This window comes from Reyranella massiliensis 521 (genome assembly GCF_000312425.1).
Lineage (GTDB): Bacteria > Pseudomonadota > Alphaproteobacteria > Reyranellales > Reyranellaceae > Reyranella > Reyranella massiliensis.
This window is the reverse complement of record NZ_HE997181.1, coordinates 1,778,131-1,805,032: the sequence shown is the minus strand read 5'-3', so window position 1 is coordinate 1,805,032 and position 26,902 is coordinate 1,778,131. Positions and strand designations below refer to the sequence as shown.

Below are 26,902 nucleotides of genomic sequence, written 5' to 3'. Positions count from 1 at the left end.
CCTAACCCAGTTCCGGACCGGCGAGGGCAAAGACATGACGCGGATCGTCGAGCCCCTTCGCCTCGCCTAGGGTCATCCGCATATAGCCTCGCGGCGACGTCGCGCCCTGTGCTTCAAGCCATTGCCGTACCGCGCGATGGGCCTCAGGTACGTCGATGATGAAGGGACCCGGTGCCGCCGCTGCGGCCTTCGAGATCAATGCGAGCGCAATGGCTTCGCTGTCGGCCACGACGGGGCCCAGCGACGTCGCCGTCCGGCCTTCGCGGCCCAGCACGAAGCCCACGATCTTGCCGGCTACATCCTCGGCGATCCACGCCCGCCCCGGCTGGCGCAGCGCGAGATGCACCAGGATGGACGGCCGCTCCATACCCGTGAGCGGCCGGTCGTAGGTGGCGAGGCGCGGCAGGTCGGCGTGGACAATCGGCCGGATCGTGACGCCCGGCGGCGGCGGCACCGCCTCGCCCGTCGCGCGGTCGAAATGCCAGCGGGCGATGCGATAGAGATCGCGGAAGCCCAACCCGAGATAGATCGGCCGGCCCTGGTCGGTCGCATCGAGACCGGCCACGGCGCCGGCCGAACGCACTTCCTCGATGCAGCGTTTCAGCAGCTCCGTCCCGACGCCACCCCGACGCCGCGCCTGCGTGACCAGCACCATGCTGATCCACGCGAGCCTCTGTCCCAGTGGCAGAACCAGCGAGCTTGCCTGCCACGTGCCGTCGGCGCCGGTACAGCCGAAGCCTCGCCCGGCGCCCAGCATGAAACGCCAGTCGGCGACACTCTGATTCCAGCCCGCTTCGATCGACAGCGGCCATACCGCATCGCTCTGCTCCGGCGCGATCGGCCTGACGTCGAGTACGTCAGTACTTGCCATCGCGCACCTCGTAATGCGTGGGCTTGTTCAGGGTGACCATGTCGCGTTCCAGCCAGTCCGCCGTCCATTCGATCATCTTCGACAGAGGCACGCTGGGCGGCCCGAATTCCTTGGCCATGCGGCTGGCATCGTTCAGCCACCCGGTCGGCGCTTCCTTGCCGGTGAGCGTCGGGATCTTGCCTAAAAGCTTGCCGAACTCGGCGGCGAGCCAGCGGACTTCGATGGTTTCGAGGCCGGTCACGTTGATCGGCGTGGTCGGTGTCGTGGCGCGCGCGAGGCAGCGCAAGGCCACGGAGTTGGCATCGCCCTGCCAGATGACGTTGACATGGCCCATCGAGAGATCGATGGGCTCGCCGTCCCGCACCTTGCGGCCGACGTCGTGCAGGACGCCGTAGCGCATGTCGATGGCGTAGTTCAGCCGGAACAGCCGGCCCGGCGTGCCATGCAGCGCGGAGAAATACTCGAACATGCGCTCGCGGCCGACGCAGGAGTTGGCGTAGTCGCCTGACGGCGGCACCGGCGCCACGTCCTCGGTCGCGCCGCCGCTGTCGACGGGCACGAAGGGATAAACGCAGCCCGTCGAGAAGGCCACGATGCGCGACGCCTTGAAGACTTCGGCCACCATGGCCGGCACCTGCACGTTCATCGCCCAGGTGAGCGGCACGTTGCCGGTCGCGCCGAACTTGCGGCCGGCCATGAAGACGACGTTGGCGGCCTTCGGCAGTTGCTCCAGCGCGGCGCGATCCAGCAGATCGGCGGCAATCGGCTCGACACCGGCCTTCTCCAGGGCCTCGCGCACGCCGGGCTCGCTGAAGCGCGCGACGCCCATCACGCGCTTTGTTGGCGCCGCCCGCTTGGCCATGCGGGCCAGGGTCGGGCCCATCTTGCCGCCGACGCCCAGCACCAGGATGTCGCCCGGCGTCGCCGCCAGATCGGCCACGAGTTCGGCCGACGGCGCGGTCATGAAATCCTCGACCGCCTCGACACCCTCGAAGCGCGCGGGAAGGTTGGCACTCATGTCTTGCCTCCGGGGTGGGCGGGGTGCAGCCGGTCCTTGGGCGCCGCCGGCATCGCCCGCAACGCTGCAAAGTCGAGATCGACACCGACCGCGAAACCCGGACATTCCAGCGATCCCAGCGCCAGGGTGCCGCCTTTGGCCCGCAGCCGCGCCGGCCGGCCGGGCTGCCGCTCGTAGAGATCGGGATGGGCCTTCACGAAGGCCGCCTGCTCCGCCTCGGAAGCCGAGGACATGCCGTCGATGAAGTGATGCGCGTTGCGTTCGACATGCGTCAGGCCGAGCAGCGAGACCAGCGCGAGGTCCTGCTGCACGCTGACGCCGGGCTGCGTCGTCAGATCCTCGGCCGACATGAAATAGCCCGGCCCGAGCCTGGCCGCGCGCGCGGCGTTCAGGATCGACTTGTAGAAGCCCTTGCAGTTCTTGCTCGAGACGCCGGCATAACCGAGCTTCAGCGCCTGCGGGAACGTCGAGAGTTCGCCGTCGGACTCGTCGATGATCACGGGGCGGTACTCGGCCAGCGCCGTGACGGGCCGGCTCAACGCCGCCTGACGCTTGATCGGCTGCTCGATGAACAGCGTCGCCTTCACCATCTTCGCCAGTGCCGGCGTCTCCTCGACCTTGCGCCAGAGTTCGACGATGCCGTCGACGTCGTCGTACTGTTCGTTGCCGTCGAAAGTGACGCGATAGTCGCCCGCGCCGGCCCCGACCTTGCCATCGAGCACCGCCGCGATGCGGGTCAGCCGGTCGAGATCGGTGCGGACATCGCCGCCGACCTTCAGCTTGTAGTAGCGGCCGCCATAGTAGGACACGACCTCTTCCAGCGTTTCCGGCAAGCCGTCGTTCACCCGCTCGGAGGCCGACCGCTCGGCCGTCGTCAGCGGATCGACGAGGCCCACGGTATGACGAAGATCGATCGACGCGCGAGGCTTCAGGCCTGCCAGGAAGGATGCGAGATGCGCCGCGTCGATGTCCGGCGTCAGGTCGGTCGCTTCGATGCCCGGCACATTGGCTGCGATCATCCGGGCAAAGGACTGGCCGGTGATCTTGCCCAGGGCATCGATGATCGCCCGGTCGAGCAGCGCCGGACCATAAGAGGCGACCAGCGGATTCAGGCCCAGCTCGGCACCGCGGGCGATCTGCTGGCGGTAGGCGCCGGCATAGAGGCCGAACGGCGTGGCGAAGCCCTGCGCCGTGTAAAGCTCGATGGCGAGTTGCAGTGCCTGACGAAGCTGGTCGAGGTTCTGGGCGTCGGAGAATTCGGGGCTCTTCTCGAACCACTTGGCGCCCAGCGCCTCGGCCGCGACGCCCTCGCCGGTCCGGCCGTCCTCCAGCGCGATGCGCACGCGGATGATCGCCTGGATGCCCTGCGTGACCGTGATCACGCCGAAGCGGAACGGCAGGCGCAGGCGATGATCGCGCTCGAACCGATCGACTGCCTCCAGTTTCACTTTCATACGTCTTGCTCCAGCAGCCCCTGCACGTAGCCGATCATGCGCGCTGCGCAGGTCGGCCCATCGGGCTCGTAGATGAAGGGTTCCATGGCGACCCAGCCGGTATAGCCGGTCTCGCGCAACGCGCCGACCGCGGGCGCGAACTTGTCGCCGCCCTGCCCCGGCCCGCGCTTGTTGCGGTCGTTGAACTGCACATGTGCCATCAGGCCTGTCGGCATCCAGCGCCGGATCGCATCGGCCACCGGCTCCTTCTCTTCCAGGCTGCTGGCCAGCGTGTCGACCATGATCCTGAACGCAGGATTGGCGATGCGGCGCGCCACATCAGCCCCTTCGGCCAGCGTATTGACGAAATTGCAGTCCGGCCGGGCGAGCGGTTCCAGGCAATAGACGACCCCCGCCTGCGCCGATGCCTCGGCGGCCTTGGCCCAGGCCTCCTCGGCACGCTTGCCATCGTCGGCACCCGCCACCCGGCGCTGCGCCGGCGAGCCATGGACGAGATAGGTGCCGCCCAGCTCCGCGCAAAGATCGACCAGGTGGCACAGAACATCGACGCTTTTCTGCCAGACCAGTTTGTCGGCGGTGGTGATCGACAGGCCCGCCGGCGCCGCCAGCAGCCAATGCAAGCCGCTCACCTTGATGCCGGCATCGCTGCACGCGCGCCGGATCTCGCTGCGCTTCGCGGCCGGCATCTGCCAAGCGTCGTCGCCGAACGTGAACGGGGCGACTTCGAGGCCACGGTAGCCGAGGCCTGCGGCCAGCGCACATTGCCGCTCGAAAGAGAGATCGCGGATCACTTCGTTGCACAGAGAGAGCTTCACTGACGATCCTCGCCTTGACGGGCAAATCCGCGTTCGCCAGTCTCACATCATGTGTGCGCATACTAACAGCGAGACAAAAGCGGTGAAGCGATTCATCGCTGCCAGCGCATGACGAAATTTTCCAGCCTCAGTCGACAATATTGGCCGACGGTCGCCCTGTTCGCGTTTCTGCTCGCATGCTGGCAGCTCGCCGTCAGCCTGGGCGGCATTCGCGAATATCTCCTGCCCTCGCCGCTCGCCGTCTGGAACGCGCTGTGGCACAGCGAGATCGGCTGGACTCAGCATCTCTGGGCAACGACACTCGAAATCATCGGCGCCTTCGTGCTGGCGGCCGTCGTCGGCGTGGCGCTCGGCGTGGCGATTGCCTGGTCGCCGCTGATCGCCAACGCGCTGGTGCCCTTCCTGGTGTTCGTGAACACGCTGCCCAAGGTCGCCATCGCGCCGCTGTTCCTGATCTGGATGGGCTACGGCATCTTTCCCAACATGCTGATGGGCGCGCTGATCGGCTTCTTTCCGGTGGTCATCAACACCGCCGTCGGCCTGAGCCAAGTCGAAGCCGACATGCTGGATCTCGGCCGCGTCTTCAACGCGCCGAAGTGGAAGATCTTCGCCAAGATCCGCATTCCCAACGCCCTGCCCTACATCCTGAGCGCGCTGAAGATCACGGCGACCGCCGCCGTCGTCGGCGCCATCGTCGGCGAGTTCGTCGCCTCGCAGAAGGGCCTGGGCTACGTCATCACCACGACGCAGAGCAGCATGAACACGGCCGTGGCTTTCGCCGCACTGATCTGGATTTCGATTGTCGGGCTGCTGCTCTACGGCGCCGTCGTCCTGCTGGCGCAGCTCTGGGCGCCGTGGGCCGAGGGCGTCGATTGATTACGGGGAAGGGTAAAGGGAGATAACTATGAAAAAGACACTATCGTTGGCCCTGGCCGCGCTGATCGCGGGCACGGGTAGCGCCTCGGCGCAGGAGAAATTCACCTTCGCGCTGAACTGGTTTGCCGTCGGCGACCACGCGGCCTACTGGGTGGCGCTCGACAAGGGCTACTACAAGGCCAAGGGTCTCGACGTGACCCTGGAGAACTCCAAGGGTTCCGGCGATTCCATCGCCAAGGTCGATACCGGCCGCGCCGATGCCGGTCTGGCCGACGCTGCCGTCGTGATCGCCTCGATCGGCCGCGGCACGACGGTCAAGACCGTCGGCATGGTGTTCGACAAGACGCCGCTCAACATCTTCAGCCTGAAGGACAAGCCGCTCACCAAGCCCAAGGACCTCGAGGGCAAGACCCTGGGCGCCCCTCCGGGCGACAGCCAGCGCCAGATGTTCCCGGCCTTCGCCAAGGTGAACGGCATCGACGTCAGCAAGGTCTCGTGGGTGAACATCGAACCGGCTGCCAAGATCGCCGCCGTCGCCGAGAAGCGCATGGACGGCGTGGGCGACTACTCGACCGGCCTGCCTCTCTACGAGAAGGCCGCCGGCAAGGGCAACGTGGTGATGATGCCGTGGGCCGATTTCGGCTTCGACATGTACTCCATGTCGATCATCGCCAGCGCCAAGACGATGAAGGAGCGCCCGGCCGTTCTGAAGGCCTTCCTCGAAGCCTCCTACATGGGCTGGCGCGATGTGATGGCCGACCCGAAGGCCGCGATGGAAATTTTCAAGAAGCGCGTTCCCGAAGTCGACGTCGAGGTGATGACGCCCAACATGATGATCGGCCTCGGCCTGATGAAGACCGAACGGTACGCCAAGAACGGCATCGGCTGGATCGACGCCAAGAAGATGTGCGACTCGGTCGATCTCGTGAACACCTACATGGGCCTGCCGAAGAAGGTCGAGTGCAAGGACACCTACTCGACCGACTTCTTCACCAAAGTCGCCATGCCCAGCAACTGATGTCGGCAACCGATCTGGACATTCGCGTAGCGTGACCAAGACACTGATCGACCTCGACAAGGTCGGCATGACGTATGAAGCGGCGAGCGGCCCTGTCGAGGCCCTCGCCGGCATCACTTCCGCCATCGGCGCCGGCGAGTTCGTCTCGCTGGTCGGCCCGAGCGGCTGCGGAAAGTCGACTTTGCTCAGGATCGTGGCCGGGCTGCGGCCCGCCACGTCGGGCACCGTCACCGTCTCCGGCCGCCCGGTGACGCAGCCGATCCCCGATATCGGCATGGTCTTCCAGGCGCCGATCCTGCTGAAGTGGCGGTCCATCCTGGAGAACGTGCTGCTGCCGGCCGAGCTTGCCGGCAAGGATCCCAGGACGCTGAGATCGCGGGCCGAGCAGCTTCTCGACATGGCGGGCCTCGGCGGCTTCGGCCCCAAGCTGCCACGGGAACTGTCCGGCGGCATGCAACAACGTGCCGCGCTCTGCCGCGCCCTGCTGCTCGATCCGCCGCTCCTGCTGATGGACGAGCCGTTCGGCGCGCTGGACGCCATGACACGGGACGACATGGCCCTCGAACTGCTGCGCATCTGGGGCGAGAAGGACCTGTCCCGCGACGCCCGCAAGACGGTCCTGTTCGTCACCCATTCGATCCCCGAGGCCGTGTTCCTGTCCGACCGTGTGCTGGTCATGTCGGCCCGCCCGGGCCGCGTCGCGGCGGACCTGCGCATCGATCTGCCCCGCCCGCGCACGGTCGAACTCAGGGCCTCCGAAGCCTTCGGTAAACTCTCTCTGGAGATTTTCCGCGCCCTGACAGGCCGCACCGAGGGCGCAGCCGGAACCGCCTGACGACGGCCAGGCTACGGCCTCTCCGGCGAACGATCATTGCGTATTTGGACTGCCAGGACCGTTCGCCGCAACGGTTGGCGTGGCCCGCCTCGCCTGTTAAGACGCCGCGGAAATAGCCAGGAGAAGATATGGCCACCGCCGCGACCCCGATGAAGAGTGCCGCCAAGGGCATTTCCGCCGACGCCAAGCCGTTCGACTGGGAAGATCCCTTCTTCCTCGACGACCAGCTCACCGAGGAGGAAGTCGCGATCCGCGATGCCGCGCGCGATTACTGCCAGGACAAGCTGATGCCGCGCGTGCTGCTGGCCAATCGCAACGAGAAGTTCGACCGCGAGATCATGAACGAGTTCGGCGCGCTGGGCCTGCTCGGTTCGACGATCCCCGAGAAGTATGGCTGCGCCGGCGCCAACTACACGACGTACGGCCTGGTGGCGCGCGAGGTCGAGCGCGTCGATTCCGGCTACCGCTCGGCGATGAGCGTGCAGTCCTCGCTGGTCATGCATCCGATCTACGCCTACGGCAGCGAAGAGCAGCGCATGAAGTACCTGCCCAAGCTCGCGACCGGCGAGTGGGTTGGCTGCTTCGGCCTCACCGAGCCCGACCACGGCTCCGATCCGGGCGGCATGAAGACCCGCGCCGTGACGGTGCCGGGCGGCTTCAAGCTCTCGGGCTCCAAGATGTGGATCACCAACTCGCCGATCGCCGACGTGCTGGTGATCTGGGCCAAGCTCGACGGCGGCGCGATCCGCGGCTTCATCCTGGAGCGCGGCTGGAAGGGCATCGAGACGCCCAAGATCGAAGGCAAGTTCAGCCTGCGCGCCTCGACGACCGGCGCCATCATGCTCGACGAGGTCTTCGTGCCGGCCGAGAACCTGATGCCCAACGTCTCGGGCCTGGGCGGTCCGTTCGGCTGCCTCAACAATGCCCGCTACGGCATCGCCTGGGGCGCCATGGGCGCCGCGGAGTTCTGCTGGAAGCAGGCGCGCAACTACACGCTCGACCGCAAGCAGTTCGGCCGGCCGCTGGCCGCCAACCAGCTCATCCAGAAGAAGCTGGCCGACATGCAGACCGAGATCGCGATCGGCCTGCAGGCCTGCCTGCGCGTCGGCCGCCTCAAGGACCAGGGCCACGCCCAGCCGGAGATGATCTCCCTGATCAAGCGCAATAACTGCGGCAAGGCGCTGGACATCGCCCGCGTCGCCCGCGACATGCACGGCGGCAACGGCGTGTCGGACGAGTATCACGTGATCCGTCACGTCATGAACCTCGAAGCAGTGAACACCTACGAGGGCACGCACGACGTGCACGCGCTGATCCTCGGCCGCGCCATGACCGGCATCCAGGCGTTCAGCGCCGGAGCGTAATCGGCGTGGATCTCCCTCCCCCCGGCGACATCGCAATCGTCGTCGCCGGGGCACTTGCTGCGGGTTTCGTCAACGGATTGAGCGGCACCGGCTATGCGCTGGTGGCGCTGGGCTTCTGGCTACAGGCCATGTCGCCGTTGACGGCCGCGCCTCTGACGGCGCTTTGCAGCGTCGCCGGCCACATACAATCGCTGCCGCGCATCTGGAGCGGCATCCGCTGGCCGCGGCTCTGGCCGTTTCTCGTGGCCGGAGCGATCGGCGTGCCGATCGGCACCATGCTCCTCGAAGATGTCCGGCCACAGCCGCTCAAGGTCGGCGTCGGCCTCCTGCTAATCGTCTACAGCGCCTGGATGGCCTTCGTGCGCCGCCCGCCCGTCGTCGCCGGCGGCGGCCGCGTCGCCGACGCTGCGGTGGGCCTGGTCGGCGGCGTGCTGGGTGGGATGGCAAGCCTGAGCGGCCCCGCTCCCACGATCTGGGCGCAGCTTCGCGGCTACGGCAAGAACGAGCAGCGCGGCGTCAACCAGCCCTTCAACATGAGCGTGCTCTTCCTCGCGTTGATCTCCGCCGGCATCGCGGGCTTTCTCGACCGGACGTTCTTCATCTGGGCTGCGATCTGCGTGCCTACGACCCTGATCGGGGCGCGGATCGGCCTCGCCCTCTATGGCCGCATCGACGACGTGCAGTTCCGCCGCATCCTGCTGGCGCTGCTGGCCTTCTCCGGACTGACGCTGATCGGCTCGTCGCTGCGCTGAGCAGGCTCTAGCTCGCCAGGCCTTTCAGGCAGCCGCTCTCGACAAGTATCGGCTCCAGACCTGCTACCCCCTTGGCAGCCGCATACTTGCGCCGGATCTCGGCGAGCGACCGCGCATGGTACTTCTGCGGCTCCTGCGTCCATTCCGAACCGCCGAGGGTCATCGTGAAGCTCTTGTCGCCGCGCTCGATCGCCTGCGCGTTGGCCTGCGACCACGGCAGGAAGAGGCCGGCCACCTCCTCCTTGAGCAGCGGCATTAGGGTCGGCGACAGCGCCGCCAAGGTCTCGAAGGAACCCTCGACCTTGGGCGACAGCATGCGCTTCACCCAGGCCATCACATGCGGTGCCGACGCCCGCAGCAGCGCACCCGGCGTCGGATCGGTCGCGGCTTCGTAGAACTGGCCCCACAGGCCGAAATCCGCCATCGAAGGCCGCGCGCCCAGGACATAGGGCCGCGTCGCGAGATGGGCGTCGAGCAATGCCGCCGCCTTCTTGAACGAGGCTTCGATCAGCGGCCGGGTCTTGCCGTTGGAGCCCACGAAACCCAACCGGCCCATCATGCGCTCGGCCACCGCCGCCCGCGCCTGCGCGACCGCGAGCGTCCCCTCCGCCCCCATCATCTGCTGCGCAATGCGCTCCGCCGTCGACCAGGCATCGGGCTGGTAGTGCCAGCGGTAATGGAACATCCATTTATTGCCCCACTCGTCGCCATATTCCTCCAGCAGCGCCGAGACGAAGGCGAGTGCGGGATCGTCCGGCGTCACCGACGGCTCCGGATGCGCGGCTTCGATCCGTTCGAGGATCGGCGTCGAATCCTGAAGGCCCTCGTCCTTCGGGGTCACAACCAGCGGAACCAGCGGCAGCTTGGCATACTTCTGGAACTCCGCCTGCACGGCCGGCGACCGCGGAATCCAGCTGTGCTCGATGCCCTTGAAGCGGAAGTAGGAGCGCACCTTCACCGAATAGGGCGACAGTTCGGACCCGAAAATACGATAGGCGTTCGTCATCTGCTCAAATCCACCGCTTGCGCTTCAACCAGAAGAAAATACTGCCGACGATCACGACGACCATGAACCAGAAGAAATAGTAGCCGTATTGCCAGCCCAGTTCCGGCATGTTGCCGACATCGCGCTCGAAGTTCATGCCGTAGATGCCGGCCAGGAAGCTCAAGGGCATGAAGAAGACGGTGATGATCGCCATCGTCTTCATCACTTCCGACATGCGGTTGGAGGAGTCCATCAGATAGACTTCCATCAGGCTGTTCGTCATTTCGCGGTAGCTCTCGACCAGGTCGAGAACGGCCACCGCATGGTCGAAGCAGTCGCGCAGGTAGGTGCGCGTCTCCGGCATGATGAACGGCACGTCGGGCCGCATCACCGCGAGAACCGTCTCGCGCTCGGCCCACTGGATGCGGTGGAAGGCGACCAGCGCCCGTCGCGCCTGATGGATGTGATAGAGCGTGTCCTGCGTCGGACGTTCCAGCGCCTCGTCCTCGAGCTGTTCGAGGTGGTTCGACACCGCCTCGATCAACGGGAATTTGCGGTCGACCACGAGATCGATCAGCGCATAGACGAGGTAGTCGATGCCGAAGATGCGCAGCCGCGAGCCCGCCGTCTGGATGCGGTCACGGACCGGCTTGAAAATGTCGACCTTGTGATCGTGGAAGGAGATCACATAGTTGTCGCCGAAGAAGATGCTGACCTGCCGCGACAGCAGCGCGCCGTCCTCGTAGATCGGGTCGTTGAGGACGATGAAGCCCTGCCCCTCGTAGAGGTCGATCTTGCTGCGCTGGTTGGCGTGGAAGACGTCTTCGAGCGCCAGCGGGTGCAGGTTGAAGGCCATGCCGAGATTGCGCAGCATCTCGGAGCTGGGGCGACCCGCCACGTCGATCCAGGTATGGCCCGGCGTGCCGAGGTGGAAGCGACATTCGTCGACCTCCACCCCATGCACGACCTGGACATCGTCCGGCGTGTATTCGACCAGGGTAAAGTCGAGAGCCTCGTCGGGAACGGGAGCGCGTCCGGCGAGCGTTCCGGGAGCGGTACCGGGCTTGGTATGCCGGTGGATGATACCGTCCATGCGTCCCCCATACGTCCCTGGGACTCTTCCCCGGTTCAGGGCTTCAGACTTCTTCCATCACCTGCACGTCGGGACGGCCGGCAAGATAGTCGCCGAGCTTGCGGCCAAGCTCCTTGAAGTGCGGCGCCGCCCGATGGGCTTCGAGTGCCGCCTGGTTTTCGTAGCGTTCCAGCATGACGTAAACATTAACGTCGGCCGTCTTGTGCAGCGCGTAGAGCTTGTTGCCCGGTTCGTCGGCCTGCACCTTGGCCTGCAGGGCCTTCATCGTCGCCTCGAAGTCGGCATTGGTGCCGGGCTTGATGGTGAGCTTCGCGATAACGCCAATCATGGTCTCTCCTCTGTCGGCTACTGCGGCCGCTTTTTGACAAGGTACTTGTGCTCGCCGTCGCACACCAGCTCGCCCGACTGGTTATGGATGGTGAGCTTCAGGATGGCCACGCCGGTGGTGCGGCCGGGCTTCAGTTCGACGATCTCAAGCATGGGATAGAGCGTGTCGCCGACATAGACCGGCTTCAGGAAGCGCGAGGACTGCTCCAGGAAGCCGACCAGCGACTCGCCCACGATATGCGGAAAGATGCCGCCGCCGGCCGCGCCCTGGATCGCGACCTGCAACCCGTGAGCCAGCATGTCGCGATGTCCCAGCGCCTTGCAGTACTCGCGGTCATAGTGGATCGGGTGGTTGTCCCCGCTGGCCAGCTGGAAGGCCGAGAACAGCGCATCGGTCTGGGTGCGCGAGTTGATGTAGAACTTCTGGCCGACCTTCAGGTCCTCGAACCAGTGCGCCGGCCCGAAGCGATGCTGGGCCGGATCGAAGGGTTTAGCATTGGCATCCGCCATTGGATGTCTCCCTCTTGTCGTTGCAGGCGTCAGGCCGCCTTGGCCTTGCGGCCCATCCCGTCGAACTGGTCGAACATGCGTTCGCGCCAGGCATGCACGGGATCGTCGTTCTCCAGCAGCGCCAGCGGGCTGGTCGCATAGGCCCACATGAAAGTGCCGAACAGCGCATAGTCGGCATAGTTCGTGCGCGTGCCGCCCAGGAACTTCTGCTCGCGCAGCACACGACGCGCCGGCTCCAATGCCGTCCGCAGCGTGGCGACGCCCTTCTCCCGCGCCCGCGCCTGGAAGCCTGCGAAGTCGGCCGTCCCCAGGCGCTTGCCGCGCGACTCGATGATGTAGGCCTTGTCCTCCGGCCGCACGCGTTCCACCAGATCGGCGACCAACAGCGGGAATACGGCCGCGTTGATCGCGACGTCCGTCCAGCCATTGGCGAGCTGGCCCGCCAGCCGCTCCTGCTCGTTGGCGAAGATCGGCTTGTCGGGATAGGCCTTGTCGAGATGGCAGGCGATCGCCCAGCTGTCCTTCACCGCCACGTCGCCGTCCTTGAGCACCGGCAGGAGCTGGGAATCGGCAAAGGCGATCTTGTGCTTCTCGGTGAATCCCGTCGGCTCGTCCTTCCACTCCAGCCCCTTGTGGGCCAAAGCGAACTTGGCGCGCCAGCAGAAGGGGCTGGGGCGACGGTCATTCTGGAAGACGAGATCGTAAAGCGTAATCATTTACTCTGTCCGTTACCTTTCCGCGTGACTGGGACCGTTGAGACGTCGGCTCCAAGAGTAGAGCGGATCGTCTGTTTGAAGCAGCGCAAATCGGCTCGACTGCTCCGCCCAATGGAACGCCGCAGCGACCATGAAATCCGCCATGCCCGGCGTGGCGCCGTGAAGGTTACCGTTCTGCTTCACCGTGAGACGCAGAGGGTCGAGCACCTTCTGGAACGCCGGCAATCGCGCCGCGCGCGTCTCGTTCAACTTCTCCAGCGGCCCGAAGCGCGGCTCGCGCGTGCGGCGGATATAGGCGCGGTCTTCCTCGTCGATATGGTCGAGCATGTCGAACAAGATGAAGCTCGCGATCTCCGGCGTGAGCCAAAGGCCGCACCAGTTGTTGAAGTAGCGTGCGAGCGCCCGCCCCGCCTCGCCGCCGAACAGGGACGGCCGGTCGGGATAGGCATCTTCGAGGTGGTTGGCGATGCGCCAGGAATCGGCCACGACCTTGTCGCCGTCCACGAGCACCGGCACGCTCTGCGACTTGGCGAAGGCAATCGCCTCCTTGTCGACGAAGCGCACCAGCTCGATGCGGTCGACAGCGAGGCCCTTGTGCCGGAGCGCAAGATGGACGCGCTGGCCGAACGGGCTGAGCTGCCGCCCGTCCAGCGATTTCAGGTCGTAGAGGGTACGGCCCCCTGCCTGCGGATCACTTGCCATCCAGCATCTTGACGATGCCGGAGAAATCCTTAGCGCCGTGGCCCGAGTTGACGAACATGTTGAAGAGCTGCGCGGCCTCGGCGCCGAGCGGCGTGCTGGCGCCCGCGGCATTGGCCGCCTGCTGGGCCAGCACCAGGTCCTTCAGCATCATGGCCGCCGTGAAGCCCGCCTGGTAGTCGCGGTTGGCAGGCGACGTCGGCACGGGGCCCGGCACCGGACAGTAGTTGGTGAGCGACCAGCACTGACCCGACGAGGTCGAGGCCACGTCGAACAGCTTCTGCGCATCGAGGCCCAGCCGCTTGGCCAGCATGAAGGCCTCGCTGACGGCGATCATCGAGACGCCCAGCACCATGTTGTTGCAGATCTTGGCCGCCTGGCCGTTTCCGCTGCCGCCGGCATGGACGATGTTCTTGCCCATCTTCTCCAGCACCGGCCTGGCCTTGGCGAAGGCGCCGTCCTTGCCGCCGACCATGAAGGTGAGCGTGCCGGCCGTCGCGCCGCCAACGCCACCCGACACCGGCGCGTCGATCATCTCCAGGCCGGCCTTGTCGGCCAGCGCCGCAACGTGACGAGCGCTGTCGACATCGATGGTCGAGCAGTCGATCAGGAGCGTGCCCTTGGCGACGTTCGGCAGCACATCCTTCTCGTAGACCTCGCGCACATGCTTGCCGGCCGGCAGCATGGTGACGACGATCTCGGCCCCCTTCACCGCCTCGGCAGCCGAAGCGGCCTTATGCGCCCCCTTCTCGACTGCCGTATTGACGGCCTCTTCGGACAGATCGAAGGCCGTCACGTGATGCTGCGCCTTGGCCAGGTTGGCGGCCATCGGGCCGCCCATGTTGCCAAGACCGATGAAGGCGATTTTCGCCATGGCTTCCTCCCTTTGTGGCCGCTCAGTCGAAGAACAGGTCGTTCGACACCGGCCGGAAATGCTCCTCCACCATCGCCGTGGTCACGCCGTCGATGGTCGGCGGGTTCCAGACCGGCTTCTGGTCCTTGTCGATCAGCAGCGCACGCACGCCCTCGAAGAAGTCGTGGCCCTTCTGCATGCAGCGCTGCGACATCCGGTATTCGATGGTCATCGTGTCCTCGAACGACCGGTTGGCGCAGCGACGGAGCTGTTCCAGCGTGATCGCCATGGACAGCGGCGAGAGCTTCAGCAGAGCCGCGAGCTGCTTCTGGGCAAACTCGCTGTTCGACTTCCTGAGCTTCGCAACAATCTCCTGCAGCGTCTCGGCCGAGAAGCAGCGGTCGATCTCGGACATCAGCCCCGGCAGGGTCGCTTCGCCCGGGTCGGCCGTGAACTTGGCGATGACCGCATCGACCTTCTCGTTGGCGCGCGGGCCGGAAAGATCGGCTGCGCCCAGTGCGGCCTGCAGGTCGTTGATCTTGGCGCTCGGCACATGCGCCTGCACGATGCCGGCCCACAGCGCATCGGCCACCTTCAGCCGATAGCTGGTGAGCGCCAGGAAGGTTCCGAGCGCCCCCGGCAGGCGGGTCAGGAAGTAGCCGCCGCCGACATCGGGGAACAGGCCGATGGTCGTCTCCGGCATGGCGAACAGGAACTTCTCGCTCGCGACCGAATGCGAGCCGTGCGCCGACAGACCGACGCCGCCGCCCATGTTGATGCCGTCGATCAGCGAGATCCAGGGCTTGGCGTAGCGATAGATGCGGCGGTTGACGATGTACTCTTCGCGGAAGAAGTCGCGGCGCAGGGTGCCCGCAGGATTGTCGCGCATCTCGCGATAGAGGCCGGCCACGTCGCCGCCGGCGCAGAAGGCACGATCGCCGGCACCGCGCAGGATCACGGCCTTGATGGCGGGGTCCTTCTCCCACTGCGGCATCACCCGTTCCATTTCCTGGATGATGTTGTGCGACAGGGAATTCAGGACCTTGGGCCGGTTCAGCGTCATCACGCCCAGGCCGTCCTTCACCTCGAACAGAATCTCTGCTTCAGACATCACAACTCCAAAAGAAAAACCGCGCCGCAGGAAAGCTCAAGTCGGCGGCGCTCTCGTCATCCCATCAACAGCCTGCGCGAGATGATCACCCTCATGATCTCGTTGGTGCCTTCGAGGATCTGGTGGACGCGCAAGTCGCGGAGATAGCGCTCGATGGGGAAGTCCTTCAAGTAGCCGTAGCCGCCATGCAATTGCAATGCGTCGTTGACGACACGGAAGCCCACGTCGGTCGCGAAGCGCTTGCCCATGGCGGCGGCCTGCGTGGCCTCCGGCGACTTGGCGTCGAGCAGGGATGCCGCGCGCCAGATCATCAGCCGCGCCGCGTCCAGCTCGGTCGCCATGTCGGCGAGCTTGAACTGCGTTGCCTGGAAATCGGCAATCGGCTTGCCGAACTGCTTGCGCTCCACGACATAGCGCGACGCCGTTTCGAGGCAGGCGCGCGCGCCGCCCAGCGAGCAGGCGCCGATGTTGATGCGCCCACCGTCGAGCCCCATCATCGCGATCTTGAAGCCATGGCCTTCCGGCCCCAGCCGGTTGGCGACAGGCACCTTGCAATTGTCGAAGATCACCGCCGCGGTCGGCTGGCTGTTCCAGCCGAGCTTGTTCTCCTGCTTGCCGAAGGAAAGTCCCGGTGTGCCGGCCTCGACCACCAGGGTCGAGACGCCGCCCGCCCCCGGCCCGCCGGTGCGCAGCATCACGACGTAGATGTCGCTGCGGCCGCCGCCCGAGATGAAGGCCTTGGTGCCGTTCAGGATGTAGTGATCGCCGCTCAGCTCCGCGCGCGTCGCCAGCGCGGCCGCATCGGACCCGGCGCCGGGCTCGGTGAGGCAGTAGCTCGCGAAATGCTCCATCGAGCAGAGCTTGGGCAGGAAGCGCCGACGCTGCTCGTCGCTGCCGAAGCCGTCGATCATCCAAGCAGCCATATTGTGGATGGAAATATAGGCCGCCGTGCTCGGGCAGGCCGACGCCAGCTCCTCCATGATCAAGGCCGCGTCGAAGCGCGAGAGTCCGCTGCCGCCGACATCGTCCTTCACATAGATGCCGCCGAACCCCAGCGCCGCAGCCTCGCGCAGGATGTCTTCGGGGAAGATCTTCTCGGCATCCCAGCGTGCAGCCTCAGGCAGCATCCGGTCCGACGCGAACTGCCGGGCCGTATCGCGGAAAGCCTCTTGGTCTTCGGAAAGTGCAAAATCCATGGGGGTCGGATCATATCGGGGGGCCTTGGGCAGTCAAACGACCCCCCGCGCGACGAAACAGCGTGCTGAACACGCCGCATTGCCGGTTTCTGCAGATCGCGCGATAACGCCACCCATGCCCGCTCGCTTCACAACGCTCGGCCGTTTTCCCACCACCCGGCTGCGCCGCAACCGCCGCGAGGACTGGTCCCGCCGCCTCGTTGCCGAGAACAAGCTCTCCGTCGACGATCTGATCTGGCCAGTGTTCGTGCAGGAGGGCAGCAACGCCCGCACGCCGGTGGCCTCGATGCCCGGCGTCGACCGGCTCTCGATCGACCTCTTCGTCGAGGCCGCCAAGGAAGCGCGCGATCTCGGCATCCCCGCCGTCGTGATCTTCCCCGAGACCGATCCCAAGGCGAAGACGCCCGATGCGCGCGAGGCCTACAATCCGGACAATCTCGTCTGCCGCGCCATCAGGGCCGTGAAGAAATCCGTCTCCGATATCGGTATCGTGTGCGACGTGGCGCTCGATCCCTTCAGCAGCGACGGCCACGACGGCATCGTGCGCGACGGCTACGTGCAGAACGACGAGTCCGTGGAAGCGCTGGTCAAGCAGGCGATCGTGCAGACCGAAGCCGGCGCCGACATCCAGGCGCCCTCCGACATGATGGACGGCCGCATCGGCGCCATTCGCAAGGCGCTCGACGGCAAGGGCTACGGCAATGCGCAGATCATGTCCTACGCCGCCAAGTATGCCTCAGCCTTCTACAGCCCGTTCCGCGACGCCATCGGCAGCTCGGGTGCGCTGAAGGGCGACAAGAAGACCTACCAGATGGACTACGCCAACACCGACGAAGCACTGCGCGAAGTAGGCTTCGACATCGAGGAAGGCGCCGACATGGTCATGGTCAAACCCGGCCTGCCCTATCTCGACGTGGTGCGCCGCGTGAAGGACACGTTCGGCGTGCCGACCTACGCCTACCAGGTGAGCGGCGAATACGCGATGCTGCGCGGCGCCGCCGACCGCGGCTGGCTCGACTGGAACAAGGTGCTGATCGAGACGCTGACCGGCTTCAAGCGCGCCGGCTGCGACGGCATCCTGACCTATGGCGCGGTGGACGCGGCGCGGCTGCTCAAGGGCAAGTGACTGCGCGCATGATCGAACGCCCGTCGGCCCGGCTGATCCTGCTCGATCCGCAGGACCGGCTCTTCCTGTTCAACGTGCACGATCCCGCGGTGTTCGATCCCGCCCAGCCGTTCTTCGATCCGTTCTGGGTGATGATCGGCGGCATGGTCGATCCCGGCGAGGATTATGCAGAAGCCGCCGTGCGCGAGGCCGGCGAGGAAACCAAGCTGCCGGTGATCGACGCGCCGCGCTGGGTGTGGACGCGCGAGCGGCGCATGAGCTGGCGCGGCAAGGACGTGATGCACAAGGAACGCTTCTTCCTGGCGCGCACCGATCGCACCGAGATCGACACGTCCGGCCTCGACGAGAAGGAACGGAGCTGGACCCGCGGCCATCGCTGGTGGACCGCCGGTGAGATCGCCGGCTCAAGCGAACGCTTCGAGCCGCTCGATCTCGGCGCCCGTCTCGGGACGCTGCTGCGCGACGGCCCGCCCGCGGCGCCCATCAGCATCGGCTAGAGGATTTACGCGAGCGTCGCGAACGCCCGGCTGAAAAAATCGACCCCGCCGAAGTTGCCCGACTTCAGGGTTACATAGATGCCCTGGTCCCCCGCGTCCGGCGAATGCGCATGACACCAGGGTACGCCGGGATCGATCTGCCGGCCGATCTGCAGGCGCGTTACATTCAGGGCACCGATGCAGGCGCCTGACGTCTCGCCGCCGGCCAGGATCAGCTGGCGCGCGCCTCGCGCGACCAGGCGGCGGGCGATCTGCGCCAAGGCCTGCTCGATCAGCCCTCCCGCCTGCTGCGCGCCCAGCCGCGATTGCACGGCCTGCACCTCGTCCGGCCGGGCGGTGCTGAAGACGAGTACCGCGTGCTGCGGCGCGGCCCGCCAGTGTCGTTCGGCCCATTCCGCGATCTCGTCCACCTGCGCGGCGAGCGCGTCGCCGTCAAGCCGTCGGGAATCGAGCGACCATGCCGCGCCGCCGCTGCCGACGAAGTGCGTCACCTGGGCGTTGGTTGCCGCCGAGCAGCTGCCCGACACGATCGCCCGCAGCCCCTCCACCGGCGGCAAATGCCGCGCCGTTTCCGACGGCGTTATCCCCCAGTTGCCCGGCAGGCCGATCGCCAACCCCGACGCCGCGCATAGCAAGGGCAGATTGCCCGCGGCAGCCCCGAGGCAGGCCAGATCGTCGTCAGTAAGGGCATCGGCGATCGCCAACGCGCAGCCCTGCGCCTGCAGATCGGCCATCCGTTCCCGGATCCGCCCCGCGCCGCCGGCCACCTGCCGATGGTCGATCAGGCCGACCCGGCGGCGGGCGCCGGCAGGAAGCTGGCGCTCCAGCACCCGCACGAGATTGGCATCGGTCATGGGCGTCAGCGGATGGTTGCGCATGCTGCTGTCGCTGAGCAGCGTGTCGCCGACGAACAGATGTCCCTGATAGACGGTTCGTCCGGTCTCGGGGAAAGCCGGCGTGACGATGCAGAACGCACAGGCAAGCTCGTCCATCAACGCATCGAGCACCGGCCCGATATTTCCCCGCGCCGTGGAGTCGAAGGTCGAGCAGACCTTGAAATAGATCTGCCGCGCGCCATGCCGGCGCAGCCAGCGGCATGCCTCGACCGATTGCGCCACAGCCACGGACGTCTCCGCCGTGCGCGATTTCAAGGCGATCACCACGGCATCGGCATCCGGGCGGTCGGCGACGTCGGGCACGCCGATGGTCTGCACCACCCGCATCCCGGCGCGTGCCAGCGTGTTGGCGAGATCGGTCGCTCCGGTGAAATCGTCGGCGATGCAACCAAGCAGCAACGGGGACATGGAACCTCGGCCGGCGCCCCTCGGGCAGGTGCGCCTGGATATCTGTCGTTGTTCTTCGGGGTGCGGGCTGCGGTCCCGCATCGAGTTGGGCGCCCGGGACGAATCCCGGGCGCCCTGACGGCAAGGCTCTAGCTCACGCCTTCACGGCGATGCCGGCGATCTCCACCAGGAGCCCCTCGCCCGCGAGGTCGGCCCTCACGGTGGCGCGTGCCGGGAAGTCCTTCTTGAAGAACTCGATATAGACCGAGTTCATCGCCGCATAGTCGGCCAGATCCTGGAGGTACACCGTGGTCGACACCACGTCGTCCAGCGTCATGCCGGCTTCGGCCAGGATCAGCTGCATCTTCTCGATGACGACCCGCGTCTGCGCCTTGGCATCGCCAGGGCCGATCGCCTTGCCGTCATTGTCCTGGGAAATCTGGCCCGAAATGAAGACCATGTTTCCCACTTGAGTGCCGAGCGAATACGGACCGCGCGGAATCCACGCCTTGGGCTGCAGAACCTTCTTCGACATCTTCTACTCCTTCTGATCGATCGCCCGGCGCGCTCGGTGCGCGCCGGCGATACCTGTGAAACGGACGTTGGACGTTCGGGATCAGCCGCTCTTGTGCGCCTTCTCGACCGATGTGTTCGCCATGGCCTCCAGGACGGTGACCACGGCGCTCGAGTCGATCTGACCGTTGCCCTGCGCCTGAACGGCGCGCAGCATTTCCCGCGCAGCGCTGACGGTCGGCAGCGAAACGCCGACCCTCTCTGCCAGCTTCATCGCGCCGGTCAGATCCTTGTGCATGTTGTTGGTCGAGAAATGCGCCGGGAAGAAGTTGTGCTGGATCATCCGCGGACCGCGCGTGGCCATGGCGCCGGTTTGCGGCCCGGTCCCCGGCAGCGAGGTGATGTCGACCACCAGCTGCGGATCGATGCCGGCCTTCGCGGCCAGCACGAGGGACTCGGCCACGGCCTGGATCGACACGCCCATGACGAGATTGGCGATCAGCTTGAGCGTCGTTCCCTGTCCGTTGCCGCCGACATGCAGAACCATGCTGCCCAGCAGCTTGAGGATGGGCTCGCAGGTGCGGAAGGCTTCCGTCGGCCCTCCGACCATGATGCCGAGCCGGCCGTCGGCAGCGACCTTGGGGCCGCCCGACACCGGCGCGTCCAGCATCGCGACGCCCTTCGCCCGCGCCTTCTCGGCGATTGCGAGCGACGCCTCGGGCTCGATGCTGGCCGAATCGATCACGATCAGGCCCGGGCGGGCGCCGGAAAGCACGCCGTCAGCGCCGCATATCACGCTCTCCGATGCCGCCGCGTCGGTAACCATCGTGAAAACGATGTCCGAGGCGCGCGCCACCTCACCCGGCGACTTGCCCCATTTGGCGCCTGCCTTCAGCAGGTCCTCGGCCTTGTCGCGGCTGCGGTTCCACACCGTCAGGCCATATCCCGCCGCGAGCAGGCGCTGCGACATGACCTGCCCCATGGTTCCCAGGCCGACGAATCCCAGTTTCTCCTTCATCATCTCTCCTCACCATTGACTGTTGACATCCCCGATTGCCGGACTGGCGCGTTCACAGGGTTGGGGACGCAAACCTGTGTGCATCGACGAGCACGGCCCGCCGCCGGCGGCGACTGCACGAGCGGTGCCGGGACCGATCTTCGGCAGCGGCCGCATCTCACGAGCCGCTTCCCTGGGCGTGGACACCCATCAGCTGCCGCTGCAACTCCTGATCGGAGGCCAGCGTGGCGGCCGGCATCGTGCGCACGACACAGCCGTTCACCATGACGGCGACCGTGTCGGCGACATCGACGGCAAAACGAAGGTTTTGCTCGACGAGCAGTATGGCAATCTCGGTTCTGGCGGCGAGCGATCGCAAGATTTCGGCGAGTTGCTCGACGATGATCGGGGCCAGACCCTCGGTTGGCTCGTCCATGACCAGAAGGCCGGGATCAAGCAGCAGCGCCCGGCCGATGGCGAGCATCTGCTGCTCGCCTCCCGAAAGCTGTGCCCCACCATTGTGCCGGCGTTGCTTCAGACGGGGGAACAACTCGTAGATTCCCTCGGGCGTCCATTCGCCCCGCTTGGACCGATGCGCCAGGCGCAGGTGCTCATCCACCGTCAGCGAGCGCCAGACGCGGCGCCCCTGAGGGACGTAAGCGATACCTTTGCGGGTAATCCGGTGCGGCGGCAGCCCGCCTATCTCCTCGCCGAACAGGCGAATGCTTCCGGTCGACGGCACCATCCCGGTGACGGCGTTGCAGAGCGACGTCTTGCCCATCCCGTTGCGGCCGACGATCGCCAGCGTGCCGCGCTCGAGCGCCAGCGACGCCTGCTGCACGGCCCGGGCGCGCCCGTAACGGACATCGAGCCGGTCGATCGCGAGCGCGGGCTGCCCCGCGGCGGCCTTGCTAGTGGGCACGATCGGCGGCCTCCTTCGACGCGCTGCCGAGATAGATCGCCTGCACCTCGGCATCGCTCATGATTTCGTCGGGCGTGCCCTGCTTCATGACCCGGCCGCCATGCATCACGCTCACCCGGTCGGCGACGTGCAAAGCGATCTCCAGGTCGTGCTCGATGATCAGGAACGCCGTGCTCCGGGGCAGCGAGGTCAGCAGCTCGGTCAGGTCGCGCCGCTCGACCGCCGACAAACCGGCGGCCGGCTCGTCGAGCAGGATCAGACGCGGGGTGCCGGCAAGCGCCATGCCGATTTCGAGCTGGCGTTGCTGCCCGTGCGACAGGGTCGACACCGCCTGCGCAGTGACCCCCGTCAGGCGAACGTTGCGCAGAAGTGCCTCGGCAGCCTCTACATCCGCATCTCCCGGCCGGATCCGACCGAGGCCGAAACGTCCCGGCCGCACGCCCCGGACGGCGATCAGGAGGTTCTCCAGCACCGACAACTCGGGAAAGAGCATGGACGACTGATAGGTCCGCCGCATGCCAAGGCGCACCCGCGCATGCGGCGGCAGCTCCGTGACGTCCATGCCGAAGAAAAGGATACGACCACCGCCCGGCGTGAGATCGCCGCCGATCAAGTTGAACAGTGTCGTCTTGCCGGCACCGTTCGGCCCGAACACGGCGTGCCGCTCGGTGGAACTGATCGTCATCGACACGTCGCTCAGCACCTGGATCCCGCCAAAGCCCACCGACAGGGCCTCAACAACCAGTGCGAGGGGTGCCGCCGTCTTCTCCGCCCCGCTGGCTGGCGCGTCCGGGGACGCGCCAGGCCGTTCTTCGGTTCGGATGGCAATAGAGTGGCTGCTCACGGGCACGCCGGCACGTCGCGCGAGCCGATGCCCATCTTGTCGAACTCGGCCTTCGACAGGTTCAGGTGCTGGTCGATCTTCGGCACGGTCTTGACCACGCTCGACACCAGTTTGCCGTCCGGCCGCTGAACGATCTTGGTGACGAATGCCGGGCCGATCGCCTGACGATTGCTATCGAGCGTGATGAGGCCGACCGGCGACTGCAGCTGCGTGGCCGCCAGAGCCTTGCGGAACTTCTCCTGGCCGTCGGACAGATCGCCCCCGACCTTATCGAGCGCATTCAGCGTCGCCTTGACGGCATTGTAGTAGGCGAAGGCGAAGTAAGACGGCGCCGGGAAAGCGTCCTTGGAGCTCGCCCGGTAGTCGGCGACGAACTTCTCCCAGGCCGGCGTTTCCAGCGCATCGGCGGTCCATCCGGACGACAGGGTCCCGACCAGGTTGCCGCGCAGCCGCCCCTTGTAGCTCAGCACCGTCTGGTCGACCATGACGGAGCCGCCGATGATCTTCTTGTCGCCGCCGGCCTGCTCGTACTGCCTGATGAAGTTCACGGCGTCGGCGCCCGCGAGGACCACCAGCAACGAATCGACGTCCTTCGGAATCGAAGAGATCACCGACGAGAAGTCCTTGGTGCCGATGGGAACCCACGCCTTGCGCGGCACCTTGCCGCCGGCCTTGCAGAAGCCGGACATGAAGCCCTGCACCTGCGAGTAAGGGAACGCATAGTCCTCGGCGATCACCATCACGCGCTTGTAGCCCTGCTCGAACGCATACGCTCCGAGCGGCGCCATCACCTGCGCGCCGTCGAGGTTGAAGCGGAAGAAATTCGGCGAAGGATTGACCAGCGTTGTCTGCTGGCCGCCCGAGCTGCCATCGATGAAGGTGACCGCCGGCTGTGTCTTGGCATAGTCCTTGACGGCCACGCCTTCGGAACCAGACAGCGGCCCGATCATCAGCGAAACCTTGTCCTGCTCGACAAGCTTGCGCGTGGCATTGACGGCCGATGCCGGCGAAGCGTCCGACGATCCCCGGACGAACACGATCTTCTTTCCGCCGGCGACGCCGCCGTGCTCCTTGAGCGCCAGTTCCGCGCCGCGCACGCCATCCTGTCCCAGGACCGCAAAGGCCCCTTCCAGGCTTGCGACCAGCCCGATCTTGAGTTCCTGCTGTGCGCTTGCCGCAGTCGTGCAGCCCAGCAGAATTGCCGCTCCCAACAGTGAGCGTCGAAGCATCTTGGTTGTCCTGTCCATCTCGTCGTCCCTCAGGGCGTCATTGTTGCGTTGCCACGCCTGCGCCGGCGCCCCTCACCGGCCAGGAATCTCGCTGTCGCTATTCAGGAATGTCGCCGGTCGGTCGCCATCCCCCACCATCGGCGGCAGTGCGCCCACAGGCCCAGCAGGCCATCCTGGGAAAACAGCACCGTCGAGAGGAAGATCAGCCCGATCAGAAGGCGGAAGCGCTGGCTGCCGATCAGATCGATCGCAAAGCTCTGCAGCAGCACGAACACGGCCGCGCCCAGGAACGCCCCCAGCGGACTTCTGATGCCGCCGATGACGGCGACCAGCAGCACGTTGATCATGGCGTCGACGCCGACCGTGGCCGGAGATACGAAGGTGTTGTACCAGGCCAGCAGGACACCGCCGACGCCGGCAATGGCGCCTGCCATCGCATGCGCGGCAATCCGGTGACGGTTGACGTCGTAGCCGAGGGCGCTCATGCGCCGCGGATTGTCCCGGATGCCCTGCAGGGCGAGCCCGAACGTCGTGCGGCGCAGGCGCCATACGAAGTAGTAGCCGGCCACCGCGCAGGCCAGCGTCAAATAGTAGAACGCCGACGGCGAGCGCCAGTCGACCCCGAACACCATCGGCGGCCGGACATGGGAGAGGCCCTGAAAGCCGTTGAAGATCGTGCGGTTCTGCAGCACCAGGTAGAAGACCGCGACACCGACGGCCAGCGTGATCATGATGGTGTAGATGCCCTCGGTGTTCGCCGACAGGGCACCGATGAAAGCCGCGACGATCACGGCGACCAGGATCGCCGCCGGTATCGCCAGCCACCATGGCCAGCCAAGGCTCACGCCACCGTGGCTGTCGCCGAGCAACGCCACCAGGTAGGCCGAGATGCCGGCTACCGTCATCTGGGACAGGGTGACCATGCCGCCGTAGCCCGCGAGCAGCATCAGCGACAGGGCGATCAAGCCGATAATCAGCGTCTGTCCGCCGATCTGCAGAATGAAGAAGTCGTTCGCGAACATCGGGTAGATCGCGAGCGCCGCGAGCAAGAGGCCCGGAGCCAGCGCCGTCCGCTGCCAGCTCGCTGCAGGGATCGATCGGATGGTGTCCATCTCAGCGGCCGCCGAAAATGCCCTGGGGGCGATAGAACAGCGTCGCCACCATGATCATGAAGGTGAACAGAACGCCGTAAGTCGGGGCGTAGGCCAGGCCGTATTGTTCCGAGAGACCGATCAGCAAGGCGCCGACGGCCGTGCCTGCCACGCTGCCCAACCCGCCGACCACGACCACGATCAACGACGCCAGCAGATAGCGCGTATCCTCGCCCGGCGAGATCGACAGCGCCGAACCGCCGATAACCCCGGCGAAGCCCGCAAGCCCGGCGCCTATGGTGAAGGTCACGGCGAACACGACCTGTATGTTCACGCCGGTCGCCGCCAGCATCATGCGGTCGTCCACACCGGCGCGGATCATCGTGCCGATTCGCGTACGGTTCAGCAGGAGCCACAGGCCTCCGCCGACGGCGACGGCAAGCGCCAGCAGGATCAATCGGTAGGTCGGATAGTGCTGCACGATCGGCAGGACCGACGCGCCGAACATCCAGTCGGGCGGATCCAGCTGATAGATGTCGGCGCCCCAGATCCACATCATCAGGTCGGCCAGCACCACCGAGATCGCTACCGTCACCAGTGCCTGACGCAGCTCCTGCCCCGGCATGAACTGGAACACGGCGACCTGCAGGACGACGCCCAGCACCGCCGCCCCGAGCGCGCCGGCCGCAACGCCCAGGTACCACGAGCCTGTCAGGTCGCCGACGGTGTATCCGAGATAGGCGCCCAGCAGATAGAGCGAGCCATGCGCCAGGTTAACGTTGCGCATCAGCCCGAAGATCAGCGCAAAGCCGCTGGCGACGAGAAAGTACAATGCCGCCAGTGTCACGCCGTTCAGGGTGGCGGCAACGAACAACCGGGCATCGTTGTAACAAGCCCAGGCAGCGCCCCCAGCAAGCAGCGTCGCGACGAGCAAGGCTTGAGGGTAACGGCGCGCCCACGTCATGAACCTGCCCTCCCTACGCCGTCCGTCACCCGATCGCACATGATGAGATTCCCCCGCCCCTTCACCCGAAGTCGTGCGCAGCGAAATAGAAGTCGAGCAGCGCGCGATTGACCTCGTTCGGCTTCTCGACCGGCGTCCAGTGACCCGTCGAAGGAAGGATCACGGCGCGGGCCCCGGCGATCGACCGGGCCAGCTGCACCGTCGCAGGCGGCGGCCCGACTCCGTCCTCGTCTCCCGTGATCAGCAAAGTCGGGCAGCGGATCGCCTCGGGTTTGGCCGCTGTCGCGGCAGCCAGGGCCTCGCAGGTTCTCGCGTAGCCTTCCGCCGGCTGGCGCATCAGGATCTCCCGCACGAAGGCGGCCACCGTCGGATTCGCCGTGCGGCTCGCAACCGATAGCGACGCCTGAACGAGTGCATCGGCAATCGGCACCATGCCTTCGGACCGAGCCAACTTCGCCCGCTCTGTCAGCGCCGCTCGCGCGGCCGGTGGCGGTTCCGCCAGCGGCCCGATCAGCGCCAGGCTCGTGACCCGCGATGCGTGAGTCGCGGCGAGGTGCTGGCAGACGATCGTTCCCATGGAATGCCCGACCGCGTGGGCGGATTCGATCTCCAGGGCGTTCAGCACGCCGACCATGTCGGCCACGAAGCTGGCGATCGACAACGTGCCATCGAGCGGCGAGCGCCCGGACCCTTCGAGATCGGGGCAGATGACCTGGAAGTTCCGCGCCAGCATGTTGCGCTGCGCGTGCCAGGTGTTGGACGTGCCGCCCAGGCCGTGAACCATCAGCACAGCGTCGCCCTTGCCGTGAACCTCGACAGCCAATGTCTTGCCGTTGACTCGCACGTCCCCCTCCGCCGATCCGGATCATTTGCATCCTCGGGAGGCTCAATCAGGTGAGCCCGGGATGAAGTCGCTGTGGTTTGCCCTGGTCCGCTGCCCAAC

The 26,902-nt window shown here is 66.2% G+C and carries 29 protein-coding genes; 7 read left to right on the top strand and 22 right to left on the bottom strand.

The window, feature by feature from the left end; genetic code table 11:
- Nucleotide 1: 1 nt before the first annotated feature.
- From BN60_RS28745 to BN60_RS08855, 4 genes are read right to left on the bottom strand one after another with little or no spacing between them, the layout of a single operon-like run.
- Nucleotides 2–871, bottom strand: coding sequence for a GNAT family N-acetyltransferase (locus tag BN60_RS28745; protein WP_020695672.1), 870 nt, complete (start codon nucleotides 869–871; stop codon nucleotides 2–4).
- On the bottom strand, nucleotides 858–1,889 hold the full coding sequence (locus BN60_RS08865; RefSeq protein WP_020695671.1) for an NAD-dependent epimerase/dehydratase family protein: 1,032 nt from the start codon (nucleotides 1,887–1,889) through the stop codon (nucleotides 858–860). Before BN60_RS08865 ends, BN60_RS28745 begins: the two co-directional genes overlap by 14 nt.
- Nucleotides 1,886–3,343 carry an enolase-like domain-containing protein gene (locus BN60_RS08860; protein WP_020695670.1) on the bottom strand — a complete coding sequence of 486 codons (1,458 nt, stop codon included), beginning with the start codon at nucleotides 3,341–3,343 and terminating at the stop codon, nucleotides 1,886–1,888. The genes BN60_RS08865 and BN60_RS08860 overlap by 4 nt, the downstream gene beginning before the upstream one ends.
- Nucleotides 3,340–4,158, bottom strand: coding sequence for a sugar phosphate isomerase/epimerase family protein (locus BN60_RS08855; protein ID WP_020695669.1), 819 nt, complete (start codon nucleotides 4,156–4,158; stop codon nucleotides 3,340–3,342). The genes BN60_RS08860 and BN60_RS08855 overlap by 4 nt, the downstream gene beginning before the upstream one ends.
- A 108-nt stretch (nucleotides 4,159–4,266) precedes the next feature.
- Here BN60_RS08855 and BN60_RS08850 point away from each other — a divergent pair, with 108 nt between their 5' ends.
- The 5 genes from BN60_RS08850 to BN60_RS08830 all read left to right on the top strand — a co-directional run bounded on the left by BN60_RS08850 (nucleotide 4,267) and on the right by BN60_RS08830 (nucleotide 9,003).
- Nucleotides 4,267–5,034 (top strand): ABC transporter permease, encoded by a 768-nt coding sequence (locus tag BN60_RS08850; protein ID WP_020695668.1) that lies wholly within the window; start codon nucleotides 4,267–4,269, stop codon nucleotides 5,032–5,034.
- A gap of 28 nt (nucleotides 5,035–5,062) precedes the next feature.
- Nucleotides 5,063–6,052: an ABC transporter substrate-binding protein gene (locus BN60_RS08845; protein ID WP_020695667.1), complete on the top strand. Its 990-nt coding sequence runs from the start codon at nucleotides 5,063–5,065 to the stop codon at nucleotides 6,050–6,052.
- Nucleotides 6,053–6,083: 31 nt separating this feature from the next.
- Complete coding sequence (locus BN60_RS08840) at nucleotides 6,084–6,887, top strand: ABC transporter ATP-binding protein (RefSeq protein ID WP_020695666.1); 804 nt, start codon at nucleotides 6,084–6,086, stop codon at nucleotides 6,885–6,887.
- A gap of 149 nt (nucleotides 6,888–7,036) precedes the next feature.
- Nucleotides 7,037–8,251 (top strand): acyl-CoA dehydrogenase, encoded by a 1,215-nt coding sequence (locus BN60_RS08835; RefSeq protein WP_051150249.1) that lies wholly within the window; start codon nucleotides 7,037–7,039, stop codon nucleotides 8,249–8,251.
- A 5-nt stretch (nucleotides 8,252–8,256) separates the two neighbouring features.
- Complete coding sequence (locus BN60_RS08830) at nucleotides 8,257–9,003, top strand: sulfite exporter TauE/SafE family protein (protein ID WP_020695664.1); 747 nt, start codon at nucleotides 8,257–8,259, stop codon at nucleotides 9,001–9,003.
- Between the two features lie 7 nt (nucleotides 9,004–9,010).
- Here the strand turns inward: BN60_RS08830 and BN60_RS08825 are convergent, their stop codons facing one another.
- The 9 genes from BN60_RS08825 to BN60_RS08785 are packed head-to-tail and all read right to left on the bottom strand — an operon-like array spanning nucleotide 9,011 to nucleotide 16,493.
- Nucleotides 9,011–10,009 carry a glutathione S-transferase family protein gene (locus BN60_RS08825; protein ID WP_020695663.1) on the bottom strand — a complete coding sequence of 333 codons (999 nt, stop codon included), beginning with the start codon at nucleotides 10,007–10,009 and terminating at the stop codon, nucleotides 9,011–9,013.
- 4 nt (nucleotides 10,010–10,013) lie between these two features.
- Nucleotides 10,014–11,081, bottom strand: a complete 1,068-nt coding sequence (gene corA / locus BN60_RS08820; protein WP_020695662.1) for a magnesium/cobalt transporter CorA — start codon at nucleotides 11,079–11,081, stop codon at nucleotides 10,014–10,016.
- Between the two features lie 43 nt (nucleotides 11,082–11,124).
- Nucleotides 11,125–11,409, bottom strand: coding sequence for a putative quinol monooxygenase (locus tag BN60_RS08815; protein ID WP_020695661.1), 285 nt, complete (start codon nucleotides 11,407–11,409; stop codon nucleotides 11,125–11,127).
- A 17-nt stretch (nucleotides 11,410–11,426) separates the two neighbouring features.
- On the bottom strand, nucleotides 11,427–11,918 hold the full coding sequence (locus tag BN60_RS08810; protein WP_020695660.1) for a MaoC family dehydratase: 492 nt from the start codon (nucleotides 11,916–11,918) through the stop codon (nucleotides 11,427–11,429).
- Nucleotides 11,919–11,947: 29 nt separating this feature from the next.
- Entirely contained in the window at nucleotides 11,948–12,634 is a 687-nt protein-coding gene (locus BN60_RS08805) for a glutathione S-transferase N-terminal domain-containing protein (protein WP_020695659.1), read from the bottom strand.
- A gap of 12 nt (nucleotides 12,635–12,646) precedes the next feature.
- The gene (locus tag BN60_RS08800) at nucleotides 12,647–13,336 is read right to left on the bottom strand and encodes a glutathione S-transferase N-terminal domain-containing protein (protein WP_020695658.1); all 690 of its coding nucleotides are present in this window, start codon (nucleotides 13,334–13,336) and stop codon (nucleotides 12,647–12,649) included.
- The gene (gene mmsB, locus BN60_RS08795) at nucleotides 13,326–14,207 is read right to left on the bottom strand and encodes a 3-hydroxyisobutyrate dehydrogenase (protein WP_020695657.1); all 882 of its coding nucleotides are present in this window, start codon (nucleotides 14,205–14,207) and stop codon (nucleotides 13,326–13,328) included. Before mmsB ends, BN60_RS08800 begins: the two co-directional genes overlap by 11 nt.
- Before the next feature lie 22 nt (nucleotides 14,208–14,229).
- On the bottom strand, nucleotides 14,230–15,297 hold the full coding sequence (locus BN60_RS08790) for an enoyl-CoA hydratase/isomerase family protein (protein WP_020695656.1): 1,068 nt from the start codon (nucleotides 15,295–15,297) through the stop codon (nucleotides 14,230–14,232).
- 56 nt (nucleotides 15,298–15,353) lie between these two features.
- Nucleotides 15,354–16,493 (bottom strand): acyl-CoA dehydrogenase family protein, encoded by a 1,140-nt coding sequence (locus BN60_RS08785; protein WP_020695655.1) that lies wholly within the window; start codon nucleotides 16,491–16,493, stop codon nucleotides 15,354–15,356.
- A 115-nt stretch (nucleotides 16,494–16,608) separates the two neighbouring features.
- Here BN60_RS08785 and hemB point away from each other — a divergent pair, with 115 nt between their 5' ends.
- Both hemB and BN60_RS08775 read left to right on the top strand, forming a co-directional pair.
- Nucleotides 16,609–17,619 (top strand): porphobilinogen synthase, encoded by a 1,011-nt coding sequence (gene hemB, locus BN60_RS08780; RefSeq protein ID WP_020695654.1) that lies wholly within the window; start codon nucleotides 16,609–16,611, stop codon nucleotides 17,617–17,619.
- 8 nt (nucleotides 17,620–17,627) lie between these two features.
- Nucleotides 17,628–18,116, top strand: coding sequence for an NUDIX hydrolase (locus BN60_RS08775; protein WP_020695653.1), 489 nt, complete (start codon nucleotides 17,628–17,630; stop codon nucleotides 18,114–18,116).
- 5 nt (nucleotides 18,117–18,121) lie between these two features.
- On the opposite strand, the gene otnK is transcribed toward BN60_RS08775, so the two are convergent.
- The 9 genes from otnK to BN60_RS08730 form a co-directional block, all read right to left on the bottom strand.
- The gene (otnK, locus tag BN60_RS08770; protein ID WP_020695652.1) at nucleotides 18,122–19,420 is read right to left on the bottom strand and encodes a 3-oxo-tetronate kinase; all 1,299 of its coding nucleotides are present in this window, start codon (nucleotides 19,418–19,420) and stop codon (nucleotides 18,122–18,124) included.
- Between the two features lie 133 nt (nucleotides 19,421–19,553).
- The gene (locus BN60_RS08765; protein WP_020695651.1) at nucleotides 19,554–19,934 is read right to left on the bottom strand and encodes a RidA family protein; all 381 of its coding nucleotides are present in this window, start codon (nucleotides 19,932–19,934) and stop codon (nucleotides 19,554–19,556) included.
- A gap of 81 nt (nucleotides 19,935–20,015) precedes the next feature.
- Nucleotides 20,016–20,933, bottom strand: coding sequence for an NAD(P)-dependent oxidoreductase (locus BN60_RS08760; RefSeq protein ID WP_020695650.1), 918 nt, complete (start codon nucleotides 20,931–20,933; stop codon nucleotides 20,016–20,018).
- 154 nt (nucleotides 20,934–21,087) lie between these two features.
- Complete coding sequence (locus BN60_RS08755) at nucleotides 21,088–21,831, bottom strand: ABC transporter ATP-binding protein (protein ID WP_020695649.1); 744 nt, start codon at nucleotides 21,829–21,831, stop codon at nucleotides 21,088–21,090.
- A complete protein-coding gene (locus BN60_RS08750; protein ID WP_245539820.1) occupies nucleotides 21,821–22,675 on the bottom strand; it encodes an ABC transporter ATP-binding protein in 855 nt (284 codons plus the stop codon). Before BN60_RS08750 ends, BN60_RS08755 begins: the two co-directional genes overlap by 11 nt.
- Complete coding sequence (locus tag BN60_RS08745; RefSeq protein ID WP_051150247.1) at nucleotides 22,672–23,904, bottom strand: ABC transporter substrate-binding protein; 1,233 nt, start codon at nucleotides 23,902–23,904, stop codon at nucleotides 22,672–22,674. Before BN60_RS08745 ends, BN60_RS08750 begins: the two co-directional genes overlap by 4 nt.
- A gap of 101 nt (nucleotides 23,905–24,005) precedes the next feature.
- Nucleotides 24,006–25,016, bottom strand: a complete 1,011-nt coding sequence (locus BN60_RS08740) for a branched-chain amino acid ABC transporter permease (protein WP_020695646.1) — start codon at nucleotides 25,014–25,016, stop codon at nucleotides 24,006–24,008.
- 1 nt (nucleotide 25,017) lies between these two features.
- Complete coding sequence (locus BN60_RS08735) at nucleotides 25,018–25,959, bottom strand: branched-chain amino acid ABC transporter permease (RefSeq protein WP_020695645.1); 942 nt, start codon at nucleotides 25,957–25,959, stop codon at nucleotides 25,018–25,020.
- A 61-nt stretch (nucleotides 25,960–26,020) separates the two neighbouring features.
- Nucleotides 26,021–26,803 (bottom strand): alpha/beta fold hydrolase, encoded by a 783-nt coding sequence (locus BN60_RS08730; protein ID WP_020695644.1) that lies wholly within the window; start codon nucleotides 26,801–26,803, stop codon nucleotides 26,021–26,023.
- Nucleotides 26,804–26,902 lie beyond the last annotated feature (99 nt).

Excerpts from the sequence above, each read along its gene's own strand:
- BN60_RS08765 (WP_020695651.1), bottom strand. The coding sequence starts at position 19,934 with ATGTCGAAGAAGGTTCTGCAGCCCAAGGCGTGGATTCCGCGCGGTCCG.
- BN60_RS08805 (WP_020695659.1), bottom strand. The coding sequence starts at position 12,634 with ATGATTACGCTTTACGATCTCGTCTTCCAGAATGACCGTCGCCCCAGC.
- BN60_RS08860 (WP_020695670.1), bottom strand. The coding sequence starts at position 3,343 with ATGAAAGTGAAACTGGAGGCAGTCGATCGGTTCGAGCGCGATCATCGC.
- mmsB (WP_020695657.1), bottom strand. The coding sequence starts at position 14,207 with ATGGCGAAAATCGCCTTCATCGGTCTTGGCAACATGGGCGGCCCGATG.
- hemB (WP_020695654.1), top strand. The coding sequence starts at position 16,609 with ATGCCCGCTCGCTTCACAACGCTCGGCCGTTTTCCCACCACCCGGCTG.
- BN60_RS08825 (WP_020695663.1), bottom strand. The coding sequence starts at position 10,009 with ATGACGAACGCCTATCGTATTTTCGGGTCCGAACTGTCGCCCTATTCG.
- corA (WP_020695662.1), bottom strand. The coding sequence starts at position 11,081 with ATGGACGGTATCATCCACCGGCATACCAAGCCCGGTACCGCTCCCGGA.
- BN60_RS08745 (WP_051150247.1), bottom strand. The coding sequence starts at position 23,904 with ATGCTTCGACGCTCACTGTTGGGAGCGGCAATTCTGCTGGGCTGCACG.
- BN60_RS28745 (WP_020695672.1), bottom strand. The coding sequence starts at position 871 with ATGGCAAGTACTGACGTACTCGACGTCAGGCCGATCGCGCCGGAGCAG.
- BN60_RS08845 (WP_020695667.1), top strand. The coding sequence starts at position 5,063 with ATGAAAAAGACACTATCGTTGGCCCTGGCCGCGCTGATCGCGGGCACG.
- otnK (WP_020695652.1), bottom strand. The coding sequence starts at position 19,420 with ATGTCCCCGTTGCTGCTTGGTTGCATCGCCGACGATTTCACCGGAGCG.
- BN60_RS08790 (WP_020695656.1), bottom strand. The coding sequence starts at position 15,297 with ATGTCTGAAGCAGAGATTCTGTTCGAGGTGAAGGACGGCCTGGGCGTG.
- BN60_RS08810 (WP_020695660.1), bottom strand. The coding sequence starts at position 11,918 with ATGGCGGATGCCAATGCTAAACCCTTCGATCCGGCCCAGCATCGCTTC.
- BN60_RS08785 (WP_020695655.1), bottom strand. The coding sequence starts at position 16,493 with ATGGATTTTGCACTTTCCGAAGACCAAGAGGCTTTCCGCGATACGGCC.
- BN60_RS08800 (WP_020695658.1), bottom strand. The coding sequence starts at position 13,336 with ATGGCAAGTGATCCGCAGGCAGGGGGCCGTACCCTCTACGACCTGAAA.
- BN60_RS08850 (WP_020695668.1), top strand. The coding sequence starts at position 4,267 with ATGACGAAATTTTCCAGCCTCAGTCGACAATATTGGCCGACGGTCGCC.
- BN60_RS08735 (WP_020695645.1), bottom strand. The coding sequence starts at position 25,959 with ATGACGTGGGCGCGCCGTTACCCTCAAGCCTTGCTCGTCGCGACGCTG.
- BN60_RS08815 (WP_020695661.1), bottom strand. The coding sequence starts at position 11,409 with ATGATTGGCGTTATCGCGAAGCTCACCATCAAGCCCGGCACCAATGCC.
- BN60_RS08740 (WP_020695646.1), bottom strand. The coding sequence starts at position 25,016 with ATGGACACCATCCGATCGATCCCTGCAGCGAGCTGGCAGCGGACGGCG.
- BN60_RS08835 (WP_051150249.1), top strand. The coding sequence starts at position 7,037 with ATGAAGAGTGCCGCCAAGGGCATTTCCGCCGACGCCAAGCCGTTCGAC.
- BN60_RS08760 (WP_020695650.1), bottom strand. The coding sequence starts at position 20,933 with ATGATGAAGGAGAAACTGGGATTCGTCGGCCTGGGAACCATGGGGCAG.
- BN60_RS08865 (WP_020695671.1), bottom strand. The coding sequence starts at position 1,889 with ATGAGTGCCAACCTTCCCGCGCGCTTCGAGGGTGTCGAGGCGGTCGAG.
- BN60_RS08775 (WP_020695653.1), top strand. The coding sequence starts at position 17,628 with ATGATCGAACGCCCGTCGGCCCGGCTGATCCTGCTCGATCCGCAGGAC.